The sequence below is a fragment of the Tenacibaculum sp. XPcli2-G genome (assembly GCF_024124505.1).
Lineage (GTDB): Bacteria > Bacteroidota > Bacteroidia > Flavobacteriales > Flavobacteriaceae > Polaribacter > Polaribacter mesophilus.
On sequence record NZ_JAMXSH010000001.1, the window covers coordinates 81410 to 98820 of the forward strand.

At 32.5% G+C, this 17411-nt stretch carries 17 protein-coding genes; all 17 read right to left on the reverse strand.

All coding sequences use genetic code 11. The annotated features are described in order from the left end of the window. Positions 1-13: 13 nt before the first annotated feature. On the reverse strand, positions 14-3214 hold the full coding sequence (locus tag NH341_RS00290) for a hypothetical protein (protein ID WP_253055396.1): 3201 nt from the start codon (positions 3212-3214) through the stop codon (positions 14-16). Continuing rightward, positions 3202-6378, reverse strand: coding sequence for a baseplate J/gp47 family protein (locus NH341_RS00295; protein ID WP_253055397.1), 3177 nt, complete (start codon positions 6376-6378; stop codon positions 3202-3204). The genes NH341_RS00290 and NH341_RS00295 overlap by 13 nt, the downstream gene beginning before the upstream one ends. 8 nt (positions 6379-6386) lie before the next feature. Next, positions 6387-6800 carry a GPW/gp25 family protein gene (locus tag NH341_RS00300; protein ID WP_073182584.1) on the reverse strand — a complete coding sequence of 138 codons (414 nt, stop codon included), beginning with the start codon at positions 6798-6800 and terminating at the stop codon, positions 6387-6389. Between the two features lie 2 nt (positions 6801-6802). Next, entirely contained in the window at positions 6803-7093 is a 291-nt protein-coding gene (locus NH341_RS00305) for a PAAR domain-containing protein (RefSeq protein WP_159612982.1), read from the reverse strand. Between the two features lie 3 nt (positions 7094-7096). Continuing rightward, complete coding sequence (gene vgrG / locus NH341_RS00310) at positions 7097-8842, reverse strand: type VI secretion system tip protein VgrG (RefSeq protein WP_253055398.1); 1746 nt, start codon at positions 8840-8842, stop codon at positions 7097-7099. After that, positions 8843-9529: a LysM peptidoglycan-binding domain-containing protein gene (locus NH341_RS00315; RefSeq protein WP_253055399.1), complete on the reverse strand. Its 687-nt coding sequence runs from the start codon at positions 9527-9529 to the stop codon at positions 8843-8845. After that, on the reverse strand, positions 9529-9690 hold the full coding sequence (locus tag NH341_RS00320; RefSeq protein WP_164505160.1) for a DUF5908 family protein: 162 nt from the start codon (positions 9688-9690) through the stop codon (positions 9529-9531). Before NH341_RS00320 ends, NH341_RS00315 begins: the two co-directional genes overlap by 1 nt. Position 9691: 1 nt before the next feature. Further along, on the reverse strand, positions 9692-10129 hold the full coding sequence (locus NH341_RS00325) for a phage tail protein (protein ID WP_047790304.1): 438 nt from the start codon (positions 10127-10129) through the stop codon (positions 9692-9694). Continuing rightward, positions 10129-10575: a phage tail protein gene (locus NH341_RS00330; RefSeq protein WP_047790305.1), complete on the reverse strand. Its 447-nt coding sequence runs from the start codon at positions 10573-10575 to the stop codon at positions 10129-10131. Before NH341_RS00330 ends, NH341_RS00325 begins: the two co-directional genes overlap by 1 nt. Positions 10576-10619: 44 nt before the next feature. Continuing rightward, positions 10620-12569 carry a phage tail sheath C-terminal domain-containing protein gene (locus NH341_RS00335; RefSeq protein WP_253055400.1) on the reverse strand — a complete coding sequence of 650 codons (1950 nt, stop codon included), beginning with the start codon at positions 12567-12569 and terminating at the stop codon, positions 10620-10622. A gap of 29 nt (positions 12570-12598) precedes the next feature. Further along, a complete protein-coding gene (locus tag NH341_RS00340) occupies positions 12599-13669 on the reverse strand; it encodes a hypothetical protein (protein ID WP_253055401.1) in 1071 nt (356 codons plus the stop codon). Positions 13670-13675: 6 nt separating this feature from the next. Further along, the gene (locus NH341_RS00345; RefSeq protein WP_047790308.1) at positions 13676-14251 is read right to left on the reverse strand and encodes a DUF4255 domain-containing protein; all 576 of its coding nucleotides are present in this window, start codon (positions 14249-14251) and stop codon (positions 13676-13678) included. A gap of 282 nt (positions 14252-14533) precedes the next feature. Next, complete coding sequence (gene gldA, locus NH341_RS00350; RefSeq protein WP_159489005.1) at positions 14534-15427, reverse strand: gliding motility-associated ABC transporter ATP-binding subunit GldA; 894 nt, start codon at positions 15425-15427, stop codon at positions 14534-14536. A gap of 56 nt (positions 15428-15483) precedes the next feature. Next, the gene (locus NH341_RS00355; protein WP_253055402.1) at positions 15484-15969 is read right to left on the reverse strand and encodes a dihydrofolate reductase; all 486 of its coding nucleotides are present in this window, start codon (positions 15967-15969) and stop codon (positions 15484-15486) included. Between the two features lie 18 nt (positions 15970-15987). After that, positions 15988-16173 (reverse strand): hypothetical protein, encoded by a 186-nt coding sequence (locus tag NH341_RS00360; RefSeq protein WP_047790311.1) that lies wholly within the window; start codon positions 16171-16173, stop codon positions 15988-15990. A 64-nt stretch (positions 16174-16237) separates the two neighbouring features. Next, a complete protein-coding gene (locus NH341_RS00365; RefSeq protein ID WP_047790312.1) occupies positions 16238-17062 on the reverse strand; it encodes a thymidylate synthase in 825 nt (274 codons plus the stop codon). Between the two features lie 114 nt (positions 17063-17176). Next, a complete protein-coding gene (locus NH341_RS00370) occupies positions 17177-17359 on the reverse strand; it encodes a hypothetical protein (protein WP_047790313.1) in 183 nt (60 codons plus the stop codon). Positions 17360-17411 lie beyond the last annotated feature (52 nt).

Below are 17411 nucleotides of genomic sequence, written 5' to 3' on the forward strand. Positions count from 1 at the left end.
ACACGTACTATTTTTATGAGTTTTCTTCGTTATTATTTTCTTTTTCTGATTGTATGTTTCCTATACTAGATTGGTTTAGTATAATTCTTCCATCTAATGCTTCGTCTTCTGCATTACAATCGGTTAATCTCCCTGATGGATAGATAGTATTTAATTGCTGTATAGCTTGTATTAAATCTAACAGCTCGTTATTTTCTACAGGTTGTTTTTGTTCTAAGTTTGTTTTTGTATACAAGTATGTTTTGTATGCGTTTTCGAACTGTAACAAATCGTTTTCTTCATCTGCAACAGTTCCTTTTCTCTCTCCTACCCAACATATTCTTGGTAGTACATGTGCTGGAAGTTCTTGCCTGATAACATCTTCCATATAGCGTCTAAAATCTGGGTTTGAAAAACGATATGTATATCCTGGTAAAACAATACTGACTCTATAAGAATAAGGATCAATCGTTCCACAATCTTCACAATCTTTTGCACAAATAGGTAGGAAGTTTTCTATTTTGTTACTCGTGTTTTTTGGTCGTAAAATCATCTGTTCTTCATTATAAATCCCTTTTTCTAAAAAATCTTTTTTTAGTAGGCAGAGAAGTTTCTTTAAAGCATTCTTTAATGCGTTCCTATTTTCATATTCACTTGACTTTGCAAGACTCGATTCACTGTTATCTTCATGCTTTTCACGGTTAACTATATTAAACCAATATTTTACAGAATTTGGTTGTTTTGATAATGTAGCATTATGGATCCTTATGTGCCCAACTCTCTTTTTATCTATAATATCTTTTTTAAATACTCTCTCTAAATCAATTTCTTTTATTTGTAAAACTTGCTGTGTAATTAAATAGAAACCTTCTACTGCAATTTTTTCACTTGCATAGTTTTCTTGGGCTGATAACAAGATGTTTCCATCATTATCTCGTAATTTCCATCGATAGGTATTACTTCCTTCTATTTCTTCGTATATTTCAACATAAGACTCTGTAACATCTGGGCGCAATAGCATATGCTCTACTAAAAACATTCCTTCTTCTGTGAAATCTTTTTTTAGAAAAGAAATTATCTCTAACAATGCTTCTTTTAAATCATTGATGTTAGTATAGTATTTGTATTGCTTTGCAATGATGTAATCAGAACTACTCTTTGGCTTTTCTGGATTGATAACATCAAAAGAATACTTTACTGGAATAGAAGGTTTTGATGGTGTAGATTCATGAATTCTTATAAAACCTATTTGTATATTATTTGTAATACCTTCTTCAAAAGCTTCCTTTATATCTTTTTCCTTGGTTTGCACAATTTGTAATACTGCAAAGTATAATTCTTCAATAGCTAAAACTTTTTTAGCATAGTTTTCAGTTGCTGATAGTAATATGTTTCCATTAGTATCTTTTAATCTCCATCTATATGTGTTACTACCCTCTGATACTTCATAAATATCTACACTGGTTTCCGTTAAATATCTTCTTTTCTCATTGGAAATCCCCATTAAACGTGCTATTCGTTTTTGAAATCCAGATACGTTATTTGTATACCATAATTTATCTTGGTTTTGTTTGTAATAGTTAAAAGCAAGCCCTTTTTCACTACTAATCACTTTATAATCTTTTAAAAAGGCTTCTTTGTTTAATAGTACAATTTCATCAGTTGCTGTTCCATACAACGCTTTCATAATAAATGTGTATTCTCCAAATCGTTCTGCAAAACGCGCTAACAAATGATCTAAAATAGAATTTCTGCGTTCCACATTATTATCAAACTGATTGAATAAAAGCTTTGTTAATTCATCATCATTTGATTGTGGATATTCACTTATAAGCTCATCAAAATCTTTAATGTCTTTTATCGCTTGTGTAAAAAATGTTCGCGTTTCTTGTCCGCTAATAGACAATAATGTTTTTACTTCTGATAAGTGTTTGAAATAGGTTGCTAAGATTTGATCGAAAAATGTTAGATAGGCTTTTAATTGTTTTGCTTTTGCTTTCCTTTCATTCGTAACGTGTACGGCTAATCCTTCTTGACCAATTCCATAAGTATCCGGGAAATCATTTTGAATAGTAGTGTACTCGTTAGCTCCTATTGAACTTCCTTTTGGCAACGATAAAACCTTGTCTTCATCTGCTATTTGTTGCGATTCTATTTCATCTTCTTTTAATTGTTTTAAATACTCATCTACTCTATCATAGTTTAAGTTGAGAGGAAGGAATCCTTTGCTAAAATTAAACGTACTCTTTTCACATAACACAGGTTTTTTATCAGGGTCAATACAAACTACCCATTTGTTTTCTTGGACTATATTTTCATCACAAAAACCTACAGAGATGTCTTTAATTAATTTTACCCCTTCAATGTTCATGATAATTTTCATCACATCTGAAAGACGCACTTCTTTTCTCAATTCTGCTTTTTTCAGTTCTTTTACATCTATAAATCCATTCTTTAAAATAGGTCCATCAAAAACCTCATCAGTTGCATACCCTTTATCTAGCATTTGCTGAATTGAATAGAACTTTAAAGATGGAGATAGGTAGTTTTCTATTTGGAATAAAATATTAGCATATACCCACTCTTCATCTGCTTCAGGAATTACATCAACATTAGCACAAATAGCAATCGGTTGCGTGTCTACTTCTTTTATTTCTATTAAATCTTCACATAAATTTCTATTCTCATGATAAGCTGTTTTGATATTCGGAAAAATCTGCTCTTTTGTATAACCTTCTTCTAAATCAACTAATAGAGAATACAATCCTTTTAGCTTAAAATCTTTTTGAAATTCTGGTAGAATGTCTTCAAACTTTTTATAGCTTAATTTGTTATTCTTGCAATCAACAAACACTTGTTTGTCATAAATTCGTAGCCAACAATTTTTTACTCCTTCTAAATCAATAAACAATTTTCTATAGTCTAATTCATTGACTGGTTTGGTTGGGAAAACTTCTGAAGCTTTGTAAAATTGTGCTTGTAGCGATAAATTCGAATCTTTGGATGCTAATAAGTTTTCCAATGGTGTATCAATACGCATTCCTAAATCCGTAATGGCATAACACAACATTTCCAAAATAGTAACTCCTGGATCATGTGAATTGAAGTCAGTCCATAACTTACCTCCTAATTTTTCCAAATAAGAGATTCCTTCTTTTCTTAAAAAAGAAAAATCTAAGTCATCTTTGGTAGATATATTCTTTGGTATATTGATATGTTCATTTATAGCTGACATGTTTGTTCTATGATTTTTTTAGTTCCTTTACAGGTAGTTAATACAGTACTTACATTATGTGTTTTAGCAGATACTAATATTGATTTTGGATTACTTGGTTCTATTTTGTACACCTTGGCATCACCATTCATTGTTACATTTTGTAAATAATCTACATAGGGTAGTTTTTCTAGGTAATCAATCAATATGCTTTTGTGCAGCATAATCCCGAAGGTTACTTCTTTGGTTTCGTCAAACGCCCAAGGTGATAGGAATTTCGTGATGTCAGTTTTTAGCTGCTCGGTGTAATAGTTTTCATCATATCCTTCATAAAAACTAACTTCTAAACCAATCGTTATTTCTTCATAATTAGGATTGATAACTTCAGCATTTACATGCAAGGTGTTTAATGAATTGATATAATTCATAACACTGTTTAAAGTAGCTTTGCTAACTCTTGGTTGATACATATCAAATACATTTTTATTTACGGTATCTGGCACCACAATTAAAGTAACATGCCCTGCTGCTGTAAAACTTGTTTCTGAAGTATGATTTAAACACTTCACTTTATAAATTTCAGGGAACTCCTGAAGAATTAAGTGTTCATAATCCCATAAAGTTATAGCTCTGTTTTTGTGACGTAAACGCTCGCTTATTCTTCTATAAAAATTAGCATCAGATTCTTCTGTGCTTCCTCCAAATGCATTGTAAGGCTGTGAAACTGATTTTATTTGCGGAATGCGTGTCACCATTTTTTTGATGGTCTCACAAGGCAACCCGTTTTTTAAATGGCTTACCTCATTATCATTATTTTTGAAGGTAGCCAATACTGCTTGAGCGTGAATTCCAATTGCTTTACATACTGCATCATATGACTTATTCATCTGGGCTCTAATCCAAGTATAGCCTGATGGTAATAATGTATTATTTGAAGTAGCTTCTTTAGGTATTGAAAACGTAACAATTCCTGATTTTAAGAAGTTGTCTGTATTATTAGAAATGATATTATTCTCTAACGTTTTCCATTTATTATTACATAATATCGACCAATTTATCTTTTCGTTTTCTCCAAAACTTTCTACTAGTGGGTTTTCACTTCCTACTAATACTTGGATTAACAGTGAAAGATTTTGCTGAGGCTCTACATTTTCTATTCCTAAAAATAAGTGACCTCCTACACAGTATTTTGGCACTAGTGTGGTTTGAATAACATCTTTATCAAAAAGATCTACAATTCCTTTTTCTTCTTGTAAATACTTTTTTTCTGCGTAATTTTCTTCATGTTGCCCAAAAGGATGTTCATGAAACAGTTGAATACGATTTCCTTCTAAATCCATTTTTTCCAGAAGCATCGTTTCTTCTGCTGAATAATTTACAGAAATTGATTCAACCAAAGGAGTGTAAGGTTCATTAGGAAAAATAATATCTTTATCATTTGCACTTACTGCTAATGCATAAAGTTTAGAGTATAATTCGTGTAAAAAGGATTGCTCTAAACTAAGTTGTAAGGCTTCTGCTTTTCCTATTTCATAAGCATTTGCATTATTTTCTACTTCAAACTCTGCCGTATAGCTTACCTCATCAGTTTCTTCATCTATCTCTTTTATAAAGAGATTTTTTATTTCTCCTACAGTTTCATTGGCTTCTCCCGCAACGTGTAATAATCGTTTTTCTACTTTAAAATGCGTTTCATTATTCACCAATAAGGCTCTTTCATCTATATTTTTATTGAGTACATCAATATATTTATTGATTGATGAATAGTTTGATGATGTTACATATGCTTGATACCATTCTTTAAAATCTTCTGGAGTATTTTTCCAACGTAGATTTACTTTAAAATCTTTCCATTTTTTTGAGAAGGCTTCTTTATAACTTACACTAAAATTAGATCCTTCAATAGGGCGTGTAGTAAAAGGGTGAAATGGTTTTTTAGTTCTTACCACTCCATTATCATTTTCAACAATTGCTGATTTTACTCCTTTAACATCTGTTTTTATAGTTACTTTTTCAAGTATATTACCTGCCAACAACCTATAAAAATCATATCCTTTCGTGTTAGAAACATCAAAAACAAAACGAACTAATGGATATGATGTATCGTATTTTTCAAGTAAAAACTCTTCATTATATGCTACCAACGCTTCTGAATCAAGTCCTAATGTAAATGTAAAACTTACTTCATTGGTAATTTCCAAATTACCTTCGTTCACATGGTTAATTGCGATTAATGTTGGTGTTATCCATTTTTCATTTCCACTTCCAAAAAGCTGAATGGTTGGGATTAATTCACTTACCTCAAAAGATGATTCTTCAAAATTGTTTTTAAACTTAATAGTAACCGTTACTGTTCTATCTCCTTCTTGTAACCACAACATTGGTGAAGCAATAGAAAACCCAAGTTCAGCATCTGGCAACTCAGTAGCATTCTTTTCACTTGCTGGATACCCAAAAGGGTACCAATATGGTTCGTCTTCTGGTAATTCCTCTTCAATCCCATCTTTCGTATTTGCTACCTCACTTACTTTTATCTTTTTTAATTCTGCTGTGTTGTTGTTATAAATTGTTTTTATAACTCCTACTGATGCTTTATTAACAATTAACTCTTCTTCTGTTTCGTATACTAACGGATTCCCAAGACTGTCTTTTTTCGCATCCAATAAAGTGCCTTCTTCTATTCGTTCATCCGTTATTTTTTTAGCTAGTTCAAAAATTACATGTGCTTGATCTGGAATTGGTTCTCTTTTTTGAACTTGAAGTATTTCTTTGTAATAAAAATCTAAGTGACGTTTGGTTAAATTGTTAAATCGTTCTTTTGAATGTTCTAATAACTTTAAAAAACATACGAATAAAGTTAAATGCGGACTTAATTTTCCTTCTTGGGTATACCTCTCAAGAGTTGTCTGAATATTCTCTTTTAATTTATTGTACTCTCTTGTTCCTCTAAAAGGGATAGTTGATGTGGTTAGTTTTTTGAAAAAATGTTGCCAATCTCCTGAAGCTACTTCGTGATTTTCTGTAGGAAAATAATTTAGCTTTTTGGCAAAATTATAGGCAAACAATATCCAATCTTCTATAGTAAAATCGTGAAGTTCGAAATTTTCAGGATTCAATGCTTCAATGTATCGTAGCTCTTGACCTGTTCCACTTCGTTGTAATATGTTAGATATGATTTTACTCATGATGTATCTTAGTTTATATCGGTTCCTTCTCCTTTATAAAAAGGGAAAACCACATTGGTTCTACTATTCGTAGCTCTAATTCTATATTCAATTTTTATAATCAACATTCCTTCTAAAGGATCTGTTTCTGAAACATCAATATGAATCACATCAATTCTTGGTTCGTGATATAAAATTGCTGTTTCTATTAAATCTTTAGCATAGGTTATTAGCGTTCTATCTAACTTTTCAAAAAGAAGCTCTTGTAAGTTGCAACCGTAATTAGGAAGCATAACACGTTCTCCTAATCGAGTAGTTAACAATATTTCCAAGCTACTTTTAATGTCTTCTTCTTCAGAAATCATGACAACTTCGCTTAGATCTTTTGAAAACTCTGGTGGAAAATCCCAACCTATTCCTAAAAATGCTTTTTTATTTTCCATTATTATCCTATTAAAACTGTTGGTTCTCCTAACACAATAGTTCCTCCATGTGAAGTACTATCTCCCATTCTTGCTGCTGGCATTCCACCTATTAATACTGTTCCTGAACCAGCCACTATACTATCTGGTGGTCCGGTACAAGTTGCCATATCACCCACTCTTGCTGCGGGTAAACCTCCAATTAATACCGTAGGCTCTCCTGCGGGTAAAATTGGTCCTCCAACGTGAGGTACAACTCCTGTAACCATTGGGCATACATGCATGTCTGTTATTCTTGCTGCTGGATTCCCCATTTTTTAATTTATTTGAACTAATGAGCCTTTTAAAACTGCTATAGCGCTTGTTGAAACTTCTGCTCCAGCACTGCCTTCTGCTTTAAATTCTGCATTTGCTGCTATACTCACATTAGTTCCTTCAATAGTTACATCTCCTGACGCTTTTAATGAAATATCTCCAGCACTTTCCATTGATATTCCATCGCTGTTTATCGTAATTATATTAGAGTTATCATCTTCAATCGTTATGGCTCCTTCATCTTCATCCAGCGTAATCATTTTTCCTGCGGGTGTTTCAATGGTGATTATTTTTTTGTCGTCATCAAACAACACCTTCATTTCACTTCTTGTAATGATTCCTTTTTCGTGATTATCATCGGTTGCTGTGATTGGAGATGGTTTTGCGCTACTGTGCAACATTCCTAAAACAATGGCATCGTTAGGGTCATCATTGATGAACCCTACAATAACCTCATCACCTATTTCTGGTCGGAAATAAATACCTCTATTTTCTCCTGCATCTGGCGAAGCAATTCTACACCAAATACCTTCTTCTTCGTTATTTACAATAGGTATTTGCACTAAAATTCTATCTTCTCCGTCAGGATCTTCTTCTAATTGAGAAACAATTCCTACTTGTAAACCTTGAATAGCTGGTAATAATCCTGAAGCTGGTTTTGCTGAAATTTCAAAGGTTTCAGAAAACCACTCTGTTGATAAGCCAAATTGTGCATTGGCTACCCAATTTCCTTCTGAAATAACATGTTGAACTCCCGTTACATATACATTTCCGTTAAATCGGTCTCCTACTCCTTCTAGTTTTAAAATGGTATTTGGTTTTACCGATGGGATTCCTTGGAACTTTACACGCCCTCTTACTTTTGCCAATTGTTGAAATAACCATTTAGCATCAGCCCAATCTTGTAATTCGGTATCGGTTACCACACCACCGTGTCGTAACTCCATACTTTCTAAACCTATTGTTTTGTTTAAGTCTGAAACCGATAAGTTTCCGTTTAAACTTACATTTGGATCTTTTCCTTCAATTTCGACTACTTCTTGGTCAGCATGATTCCAACTATAAGCTGCTACTTTTTTAACTTGATGACGTGCGTCTATTTCTGCATCAAAATCTAATAAGGAACCTCCGAAGGTTACGGTTTCAATTTCTGACTGACTTACATTGGGTTTGGCTATGGTAATGGTTCCATCATCAACAAAACACAGTTTCCCATTTGCTTGGGCTCTTGAAACTACAAAATCCCAATCTGATGCATTGTATTGTACTAATTCTGCATGGTTATAATTGGTAGCTTCTATATCTTTTGATAAACTGTAATCACCTATGATTTCCTCAAAAATGTCGCTATCGGTGCTTTCGTAAAAATACTTGCTTTTTCTACCTACAGTCATTTTTACCGCTTCGTCTTTACATTCAACGATTAACTGTGCTGAATTTGCTCTAATTCTTAGATTATGCTTGATAACAATTCCTTTGAAAATGGTTTCTTCATCTGAATGATACCCTGCCGTAATCTCAACTTCTTTCCCTGGAATTAACAACTCTTCGTTACTTAACTTAAAATCTCTTTGAGAAGCATCTCCATCTAATAAAACTAGCTGAGCTGTAGGTATTTTATTTACTTCTTTTGAAACAGTAATATTTTTCACCTCATATTGTTTGGAAAGTTCTTCTCCTTCAATCAAGATTTTAAAAGTGACTAAATCTGCACTTTTTGAAGTTTGTATAGTTCCTGTATTATTCATTTATGCGAATTTTTGTAAGGGTGGAAAAAAAATTTCTTGACCAGGTTGTAATTTTCTGAACTGCATTATTTTATTAACACGAGCTACTTCTAAATAATACTTGGAGTCTCCATAAATACGATGACACATAAGTGGCAAAGTGTCTCCTGATTTTACTTTACGATAATGTGTTAAATCTGGTGATTGATTATTTTCCCTTGCTACTCTTAAATCATCATCAACAGTACCTTTTACCTTAAGCTTTGCACTGGCACGTAATGGTGTTCCATCTGGTGCAAACAATTTATATTCTATAGAAAGATCGACTAAAGAGCCTTTAAAAAGGAGAGCTCCCCATTTAATCATTAAATAGTTAGGTTTGTGCTCCTCTCCTTTATATTCGAATACAATTTTTTTGAATGCTTCTATTTTATCTATGATTCCATCTTTTAGATCACTTTTTCCGTCAATGGCTCCACTACTATCAAACAACAGATCTAAATCTAATTCTTGAGGAGGTATTCTTGTAAACTTAGGTTGAGAGCCACTTGTACCTTGCCCTTGCTCTTCAGTATATTCTGGCTTATAAGCAATCATATACTTTTCTGGGTTTACTAATGTTGTAAACTCTCCATTGGCTACTTCATCCTTAAACTTATCGTCAGAATAGGCCTTTATTACTAATTTTTTTAACTCTCCTTGACTCATTATCGTTGTTTTTGCCTTTCAAGAATATCCATTACTTCTTCCACACATGCTGAAACTATAGCTGCAGTATTTCCGTTTTTTGATCCACTCGTCTTCCCTTGTGATTCTGATTTCTCATCCACATTAATCTTGATATGTAGTTCTTTGATGGTAATAGGCATCTTATACTATTTTAAAATAATTATAGGTTAACTCAAGTGTTTCAATAACCAGTTTACTTTCTTCAGCGTTAAAGTCACCTACATTCCATTTTACAGGATATGCATGTTTTACATTCCAAGTTTGTATGGCTTGTTCATCTTCTCCTAATAACATTACATTGATGTTTACGGGTTGTATTTCAAAGTTTCCTAAAGCTTTTTTACACCACTTGATTACTTCCGAGTCTACAAGCATCCCTCTTTTCAACACTAAATTTGGATATTTGGAACGTACAGGTATTTTGTGTTTGAATCTATTTTCTCCTCCTTCGGCTATTTCTTCAGTTTCAAGGTCTACCGTGAGACCTGAAACTGATTGAAATGAGTTGTCGCCGCTTGAAGTTGAGATGTCTTCAAACTCTACTTTAAAACTAAATCCTACTGGTGGATGATAGCTCATTACGATGACATTTTTAGCTTCTCAATTGCCCATTCAGCAGTTTCAATGGCAATTTCATTACCATCAGCTTTTAAATCTGTAGGCTGTACTTTAGTGATATAAGCATTCTGAGCTTCCCATACTACTGCTGGTTGCCCTGTCTCATCTAATAACTTGATGGTTAAGTCTCCTCTAAACTGCTCACCTCCTTCTTGGAAATAAACTGTTTTAGCCCATTGCTTATAAAATTGTTTACTTTCATCTACAAAGGTTCCTCTCTTCATAGTAATGTTACTATATTCGAATAATCCTGGTTGTTTTGATTTGTGGTATTCTTTATCTGCTCCTCCACGATATTCTATTACTTTATTATCAAAACTTAACCCTGATACTTCTGTACAATTAAATTTCGTATCACCAAAGGTTACCTCGAAGGAAAACTTTGGCATTGGATATGATTCTGCCATGATTCTTTATTTTTTATTTATATTTTTTTGGTTAGTTAGTTTACTTATGCTTCTTGCATTTTGTGAGAGAATTTAAGGATGATAAATTCAGCTGGACGTACTACTGCCATACCTATTTCTATGATCATATTTCCTTCTAAAACATCTTGAGCTGTCATGGTTTCTCCTAAACCAACACTTACATAAAATGCTTTTTCTGGAGTAGGACCTGCAAGTGCTCCTGCTCTCCATTGTTGTGTTAAGAAATTATCAATCATTGCTTTTACACGTACCCAAGTATTTTTATCATTAGGTTCGAAAACAAATTGTTCTGATGCTTTTTTGATTGACTCTTCTGCCATGTTGAAGAAACGTCTTACAGATACATATCTCCACTCGTTATCATTTCCTGCAAGAGTTCTTGCTCCCCATACTAGATTTCCTTTACCTACAAAAGATCGAATTGCATTTATTGATTTACCTGCTACTGTATCTACATTCAAGTCCCTTTGTGCTTCGTGAGAAATGTTAACGGTTGGCTCAATTACATAATTTAAACTTACATTAGCTGGTGCTTTCCATACACCTCTATCAGAATCAACTCTTGCATAAACACCTGCTATGGCACTACTTGGAGGTAATATTAATGGTAAGTTGGATATTTCAGCTTTTATTTGATTATAAAGAGCATCATCTTCAGTTTTTATAACATCTAACGCCTTTACTGTGGCACTTCCACTAGATGTAGGTAAGTTTGTTATTAAATCATCAAGCTCTCCTGAAGCTATTAATGTGTTAATTTTATCTACGATAGAGTCTGTAGAGTCATTATGAATTCCAAGAGCTCTCTGTAAAGAAGGATTGTTTGTTGTAGTTTCTGAGATTTCATTGAAAACTGTAATTTTAGAATCATCGTCATTCAGACGATCCTTCACTTTATTTAATTCTAGCTGTAATGTTTCGATCTCATTAGTTATCCAAGTGTCTAAAGCATTTGCTTCAGCAACTGCAGCACCATCTGTTCTTGCCAAATCTAATGCTTTGTTCAACTCAACTTCTAAGTTGCTTAAGTAGTTTTTAATGCTATTAATTCTTGCTACTATATTAGGAACTTCGGCAACTGCATCTGTATTTTCATCGGGCCCAGACAGATTATCAACAGTAGTAGATATTGCTACAATCTCTGTTAAAAAAGTAGATAAATCGGTCGTATCTATTCCCGTTGCAATCAACTGAGCTTCTGCTTGAATATTTCTGGGTAACGCTGTACTTATTGTAACATTTGTAGAAGATTCATCATAACTATAATCTAGAATAGTTTTTATAAATGGATAATAAGCGGCTCCATATTTAAGATAATTTTTGTCTGAACTTATTCTATCTCTTAAAATGCCTACGTTTGGAAAAGAAGCGTCTATAGTATCATAGGTTCTAGTATCTATAATTGTAAAGCGGTCTTTTAATTCATTACATTGCGTTAACGCTGAGTTATATAGGCTGTAAAAAGTGGTATCATCTGTTAATGCAGTTGCATCAGGAAACACTATTAAAGTTACTTCATCTACTTTTCTTACTTCAGCTAATCCATCATTAAAATCTGAATCGGAAGTAATGGCTGTTACTTGCGAATCGCTACCATCTAATAAGTTTGATTCACCATACCTACCTACAGAAGTAATATAGCAAGGACCGCCTCCATTGGCAAAGTATAATTGTAAACTATAGTACATTAAAAAAGGTGACTTTTCTGCACTATTTGGAGCTTCTACAGACACTTTTCCATCTTCTACAGTTACTTCAATGCCTGTTTCTGCTTTTGCCACACCAAAGTACATTTCATACTCTAACATAGAGCTGATTCGTGTAGGTGTTCCTTTTAAATCTCCTTTTACTTTTCTGGTTGCCTTTTCAGTATAACCAATAAAAGCCGGAATTGCTGTTTCTACTTGAGCTACTGATGGAGGAAACTTTACAATTTCCTCTACGTAGACTCCTGGTGTTTTGTACGCTGACATAATTACTTGTTTTAAATTTTAATTTTTGTTTATATAAATACTTCCGAATAATAATCTTGCGATTCTTTCTTAATACTTTCTGGAGTAGGATTTGGGAAATAATAATCTTCTTGTGGTTCTGGTATAACGTCTTGTTTATCTACTTCTACACGCCCATTAAGTGTCAATGGTTTTTCTTCTGACGTAGTCATTACAAGGTTTTCACTTCTTTTCGTGTAACGCCAAAATGTGCTTCTATTTTCAATACAAATAGCAAACTCAGGAAACTCTTTTAGCAAGCATTGTTTTGATACATCAAAGACCTCTGTTTCTTCATTCTTGGCTAATACCTCCTCTGTTAAATTGGTATTGTTGTCTCCTGATATCTGGATTTGAGCAATACCTATTACTCCACTATTTTTAATTCTTTGCACAAAAGAATTGATAGCATCTATCACCTTTTGCTCTTCTTCATTTAGAGGAATGGCGTTCGTTATTTTAGTCTCTATAACATCTAATTCTGAAGTATCAATGTTTGCTATGGTTACTAAGTTTGGCGTAGTTGTATCAAACTCCTTTTCACTTTCTAGTTGATGTAAAAGCTTTCTTGTTTCACTATCTGAAATCAAAAATGAGTTCCACTTTTTTACCTCCGATATTGTTTCAAATAAATTAATTGCTGAAGAGCTTTTGTTTGATAAGTAATATAGTTGCTCCTCCTTCTTTTCAATTATGTTAGAAAAATTTTCAAAATAAGGATGGTGTACTTTTAAGTAAAAAGTTAACATTAGTGAATCAGATAAGGTAATTATTGGACTATATCTATCTACTTCTTGATTTCCTTCTTCTGTAGTTACTTTTATTGTTTCTGTTAGTACTCGAACTCCCTTTTTATCGTTTCTAAGTAATAGTCTGTGATTTTTTAAACTTTTTCTAGTTTCTTCAGTAGGTTGAATTGATAGAAACTTGCTGATATCATATTGTTCTTCTAAACGTTTTTTTTCTTCATCTGTAAGAGGTGTTACTCCATTATTTCCTCCATTTAATTCGAAAAAAGTTCGTTCTCCTTCGTTTAGGAAGTAAGAGTGGTATATATTGATATTGAACAGTGTTTTATACATAATCTTTTAATTTTTAATTATTGATTGTTGTTCAATACCTGAGACTACTGTTCCTTCATTAGTTACAACATCCCTTTCTATTTCTAGTAATGTTATTTTGTAAAGTACAGATGGGTACTGCTTACCTCCTAAGGTTCCCCATATATAATTTAACTCTTCAAAAGAAGGTGTATATAGTTGGGTAATAAACTTAAACGTCTTTAGGTCTCCTAATCCATCTATACCTTCAAAGTTGGTGTTTTGATGTGTGAATACTTTTTTCCCCTGGAAAAAGGCTAATATTTTTGTTAAACTCTTTAAGGATTCAGCATAACTGGATTTATCTACACTGAATAAAACATAAAGGTTTAAATATACTTTTGGGTTTCTGTAACTAACTGTAGTTCCTTCTACACGATTATTAGAAGTATTTTTTAGCGCAAATTCTTCTTGTGTATTGATTAATGTTAATGAAATATCTGGAGTGTTTGCTGGGGAATTTCCATCTCCGTCCGCCATAGCTATATTTGATAGGTCTACAGCTTTTTCATCGAAATAATCATTTAATTCTTCGGTAATGATTTGTAATATTTCAAAAATCATTTTAATAGTAAGTTTGGTTAGTTTTGCTTGTAGATTGAAGGGTTAGCAATCAGACATTGTAAAATTAATCGCTCTTACCAAGAGTAATCGCAATGAAAAACTCTTTTAAAAAAGTAGTTTCTCCTAAATATTTTCTAATAGAATTACAGGTAGTAAAAAGGGGGAAATCACCCTTACTTTTTTAAATAGTAAGGCTTAAATTTTGGAGATACCTAGTAAGTAAAACAAAAAACTCCTTACATAATGTATGCAAGGAGTCTTTCTTTTTAGGTTGTTATTTTTCTATTGAGTTAACTCTCTAAATAAACTTTCTAAGTTTTTATTTTCGGTATTTAATCCTAAAATTTTTAACCCATTTTCTTGTGCAAAGTCAAAAATTAATGGACGCATATCTTCTTTTGAATTAAAAACAAGTATCCAGTTATTTTCTAGAGTGTTTTTATACGATACTATATTAGGTAAGCGTTTTATAAACTGTTCTTCTAATTTATAATCAAACGTTACTTTAATTACTTGTTCATTATCTGTTTTAAGTTCTGAAATAGGTTTGTTAATTACTATTTCTCCTTTATTAATAATTATAACTCTGTCACACATTGCTTCTACTTCTTGCATAATGTGTGTAGATAGTAGTACTGTTTTATCTTTTCCTAGTTCTTTGATTAATTGACGTATTTCAACTAATTGATTTGGATCTAATCCTGTTGTTGGTTCATCTAGAATCAACACTTCTGGGTCATGTAGTATAGCCGCAGCTAAACCAACTCTCTGGCGATATCCTTTAGATAGTTGATTAATTTTCTTGTGTGCTTCAATCGTTAACCCTACTTTTTCAATAGTCTCATTAACCTTAGAGTTTTTTATATTGTGTAGAGATGCTTGAAACTGTAAATACTCTCGCACATACATATCCAGGTACAACGGATTATGCTCTGGTAAATAACCTATCTTTTTTTGTGCTTCAATAGGATTTGATATTACATCAATTCCACTTACCAATACAGTTCCTTCTGAAGGCTGAATAAACCCTGTTAAGATTTTCATTGTTGTAGATTTCCCAGCTCCATTGGGGCCTAAAAAACCAACTATTTCTCCTTTTTTTGCTGAAAAGGAAATATTATTTACTGCTTTTTGTGTTCCGTAAGTTTTTGATATTTCAGTAAGTTGTATTGACATTTTGAGTTTTCTGAGTATAAGGATGAAATTCTAAAACAAGTTTAGGATAACAAAAGTTAACGCTTCTCATAAGAAACGAAGCTATAGTCATATTTATTTTTTTCATCAGCTTTAAAATCTTCCCTTGCTACTTCTTTCCATATTTCCATATTTATTTCAGGGAAAAAAGCATCTGCTTCAAATTCGTGATGTAAAACAGTTATATCTAACCTATCAACTAAATTTTGTTCTAAAGCATCCTTATAAATTTGTGCTCCACCTATAATAAATGCATCTTTTCCTTCAGCCAACTCTATAGCTTGCTCAATACTATTAGCTATTAAACAGCCATCAACAAAGTAGTTATTGTTTCGAGTAATTATTATGGATGTACGATTAGGCAAAGGTTTTCCAATACTTTCAAAAGTATTTCGTCCCATTAAAATAGGATGTCCTGTAGTAACTTTTTTAAAGCGTTTTAAATCGGCAGGTAAGTGCCAAATTAAGTCATTATCTTTCCCTAAAGCATTGTTTTTTGCAATTGCAGCTATGAGTGTAATCATAAGTTTAGTTTGTGTGGCTTACATATTTTTCACCCATTCTTTAATATATCCTGTAAGATCTCTTTTTTCTGTTGTAGCCTCTTCAAAAGTTTCATTTTTCATGTTATCAACTAACGTGTGGATTGCTTTTAACACATTTTCATCATTAATTTCGGCTATTTTATCGTAGAGATCTTCTTTTAAAACATCAACGTCTATATTCATTTTTATAACTTTTTTAGTGATTTCTTACAAAGCTACTAAACAATATATATAAAATAAAGTTAAATTAGACTGCCACAACTCCTTTTATGTGAGGATGCGGATCGTAACCAACCAATTCAAAATCTTCAAAAGTAAAATCTTCAATATTTTTTATGGCTGAATTAATTTTCATTTTAGGAAGAGGTTTTGGTTCACGTGATAATTGCAACTCTAATTGCTCCATATGATTATTATATATATGGGCATCACCAAATGTGTGAATAAATTCTCCTGCTTCATAACCACAAACTTGAGCAACCATCATTGTAAATAAAGCATACGATGCAATATTGAAAGGAACTCCTAAAAATATATCTGCACTACGTTGGTACAATTGGCATGAAAGTTTCCCATCTGCTACATAAAATTGAAAAAAAGCATGACATGGTGGAAGTGCTGCTTTACCATTCACTACATTTTCTGCAAATGACTTTGATGTATCTGGTAACACAGAAGGGTTCCATGCAGACACTAACATCCTACGGCTGTTTGGATTACTTTTTAAGGTTTCAATGACTTCTTTTAATTGATCTACTTCATCACTATTCCAATTACGCCACTGATGTCCGTACACTGGACCTAAATCACCATTTTCGTCAGCCCATTCATTCCATATACGTACACCATTTTCTTGCAAATACTTAATATTTGTATCACCTTTTATAAACCATAGTAATTCATAAATAATCGATTTTAGGTGTAACTTCTTAGTTGTTACCATAGGAAACCCTTCACTTAAATCAAATCGCATTTGATATCCAAAAACACTTTTAGTTCCTGTTCCTGTTCTATCTCCTTTCTCGTTTCCGTTTTCTAAAACGTGTTTTACTAAATCGTGATACTGCTTCATCCTTCTGCTTTTAATCGTTAAAATTCTTGAACTGTTTAACAACGTAAAAATAAAAAAGCATCTACAAAAAATGTAGATGCTTTTAAAATTATATTAATAAGTTATCAACTATAACTATGCCCAAACGCAAGTTCCGTTACTTTGACAGTAACCGTAGTCACAAAACTCTTGACCATTTGCAAATCTTGTACAACACATGCGTGTACCTTTACAATAGGTATAACGACCTCCGCTAACTTGGTTTTGCTCATTTTTTGATAACACTTTAATTCCTTTTAAACTTTTAAGTTTATTCATGATAGATTTAATTTGGGGGTTAATATTGGTATAAATATATCAAAAAAAAAGA